Annotated in this window: 3 protein-coding genes; all 3 read right to left on the bottom strand. The window is 60.9% G+C overall.

Annotation, left to right across the window (positions count from 1 at the left end; all coding sequences use genetic code 11):
• The coding region (locus QOC89_RS12570; protein ID WP_323045307.1) for an isocitrate lyase/PEP mutase family protein at nucleotides 1-643 on the bottom strand (643 nt) is incomplete at its 3' end.
• 31 nt (nucleotides 644-674) lie between these two features.
• A complete protein-coding gene (locus QOC89_RS12565) occupies nucleotides 675-2,087 on the bottom strand; it encodes an MFS transporter (RefSeq protein ID WP_323045306.1) in 1,413 nt (470 codons plus the stop codon).
• 78 nt (nucleotides 2,088-2,165) lie between these two features.
• Nucleotides 2,166-2,846 (bottom strand): GntR family transcriptional regulator, encoded by a 681-nt coding sequence (locus QOC89_RS12560; protein ID WP_323045308.1) that lies wholly within the window; start codon nucleotides 2,844-2,846, stop codon nucleotides 2,166-2,168.
• Nucleotides 2,847-2,860 lie beyond the last annotated feature (14 nt).

Genomic DNA, 2,860 nt, shown 5'->3' with positions numbered 1-2,860 from the left:
CTTCGACGACGTTCACCAGCAACGGAACATCGAAGGTTCGCCCGATCGTTTCGAGTTCCTCGATACTTTCCGGCGATTCGATGAACAGCACATCCGCACCAGCCTTCGCATACGCCTCGCCACGACGCAGCGCTTCATCGAGGCCGAGGGATGTGCGTGCATCGGTGCGTGCGACGACCTGGAAATCGCGATCGCTGCGGCTTTCCACGGCGACCTTGATTTTGCGCACCATATCCTCGACCGGGATCACCCGCCGCCCCGGTGTATGGCCACATTTCTTCGGGAATTCCTGATCCTCGAGTTGAATGCCTGCCGCTCCCGCTTGCTCATAACCTCGGACGGTATGCGCGACGTTCAGTAATCCGCCATAACCCGTGTCGCCGTCGCAGATCATTGGCGTGTTCGTGCCGCCGCAGAATGCCGCGACGCGATTGACCATGTCGGTGTACGTCGCGAGGCCAGCATCCGGCAGACCGAGGTACGACGCTACGGTGCCGAAGCCCGTCATATAGAGGCACTCGAAGCCCATTGAGTCGGCCATCTTCGCGGAGATCATGTCGAAGATTCCGGGCGCAGTGACAATCTCCCTGCGCGCGAACCGCGCTTTCAACGTTTGACGCTTGCTTTGCTGTGTGACGCTCATACGTGTCCTGTTTAACGAGTGAAGTGAAGTTTCAACGTTGCGATTCATGTGAAAGCGATGACGCCGGCAGTGCATCGTTCGGGTCGATCGAAGGCGCAATGTCCTCGAGCGAGCGTCGATTCGTCTCGATACCGAACACTGCAAGGACGACCGCCAACACGACCAGCGCGCCGATGATCATCGTCAGCACGTCCTTCACACCGCCCGTCGCGTACATCATGACGACGAGTTGCGGCGCGAAGATGCCCGTGATGCGCCCGGCGCAACCCGCGATGCCACTTGCCCGCATGCGGTTCTCCGTGGCGAAGAGCTCGGGGATGTAGGTCGCAATACCCAGCGCCACCATCAGATACGTGAGCGTGAACAGCAGAAAGCCGAGCAGCGTCGCCATTTCGATGCCGGTGGAATGCCCGTATAGCCAGCCGATCACCGCCGCGAGCGCCGACACCACGATGAGCCCCTTCTTGCGCCCGATCCTGTCGGCGAGAAGTACGCCTAGCAGCGCGCCTGCCGGTCCGCCGAGCGACATTAGCGCCGTATAGCCCAGCGACGACGCCATGCCGATGCCCTGTTTCATCAGGAACGTTGGCACCCAGACGATGAAGCCGTAGATCACCATGTTGATCGCAACCTGCACGACGATAGACACGAACGTGCGGCGGATCTGCGAGGGCCCGAACAGCTCCAGCAACGTGGTTTTCCTGCTGACGGTGTACGGCGCATTGACGACGGGCGGCAACGTCGAATTGCGCGCCGACTCCTCCTCCGCTGCGCGCAGGATCGCTTCGGCTTCGTCGTAACGGCCTTTCGATTCGAGCCAGCGCGGTGACTCGGGCATCTTTTTGCGAAGGACCCACACGATCATCGCGCCGACGCCAACGATTGCGAACATCGCGCGCCAGCCGATCGACGGGATGATCAGATAGCCGAGAAACGTCGAAAAGAACAGCGCCGAATTGGTGATGAGCGACAGATACGCTGACCATTTTCCGCGCACGGCGGGCGGCATGAATTCGCCGACCGATCCGTAACCGACGACGATCTCCGCGCCCAGGCCGAGGCCCATGAAAAAGCGGCACACAATCAGCCACGTCATGTTCGGCGCAAACGCGCCCGCGATCGACGCAAGACCGAGCACTGCGAGATTGAATTGATACGTGAATTTGCGGCCTTTCGCGTCACCCAGCACGCCAGCGCTAAACGCGCCAATCAACATGCCGATGAACGTCGACGAGAGAAACGCCGCGTTCAGGTGCATCGTTGACCAGCCGGTCTTTGCGAGCGCGCCGAGCACGCCGCCCGCAAGGTAAATGTCGAACGAATCCAGGAACATGCCCCCGCCGATCAGCCACAGTACGCGCCTGTGAAAGCGTGAGATCGGCAATCGGTCGAGACGTGCACCGGCGCTTACGGTGCGTACGGTTGTGCTATCGGTGCTCAGCATGTGTCGTCTCCAGTGTTGTTGTCGTTGCGACCATCGAATGACTGCTCGTGATGCTGTTGCTGCCCGAACCATGCTGAATCAGGAGGCGGGATGCTCCCGGTCGCGGTCGAGCACTGCGTTTTCAGCGGCAAGAATGTGACAACGCATGGCTGCTTCCGTCCACGCGGCGTTGCGCTGTTCGAGCGCGCGAACGATTTCGAAATGCTGGCGTGCGCTGCGCAGGCGGTCGTCGTCGCTATACGTGCCGAAAGTCCACTTGATGAGCGGCGTTTCCTTCATCGACTTGAGCGAGCGGTCGAGGCGCGCGTTGTTCCCGGCGGCCGTGATAATTGCGTGGAACTCTCCGTTCGCGCTGAACCACGCTTCGCTGGATTGAGGCGTGGATGGGCGTTGTGTGATCACGAGCATCGCATCAGCCAGCGTCTGGAGACGCCCGATGTCGGAAGCACCGATGGACGAGGCGGCGCGTCCCGCGAGATAGGGCTCGACCAGAAGACGCGCCTCGAAGATCTCGCGTGCATCCTGCAAGGTCCACGCTTTCACGCGCACGCCGTAGTTCGGGCGCGTTTCAACCCACCCGTCGGCATCGAGACGCCGCAAGGCTTCGCGTACCGGCGTGCGACTCACCCCCAGACTCCTGGCAAGCTGTTCCTCGCGCAGATATTCACCTGCGCCGTATTGGCCGCTGGTGACAGCGTCCTTGATCGCGGTATAGACCTCGTCCGCTGAACGCGCCGGTTCACTCTGCATTGTATGCAAAGTCGGAGTATCAA

It is taken from the genome of Paraburkholderia sp., from assembly GCF_034668105.1.
Taxonomy (GTDB): Bacteria; Pseudomonadota; Gammaproteobacteria; order Burkholderiales; family Burkholderiaceae; genus Paraburkholderia.
Note: the sequence above shows the minus strand (reverse complement) of the source record. Positions and strands in the feature narration are given on the sequence as shown.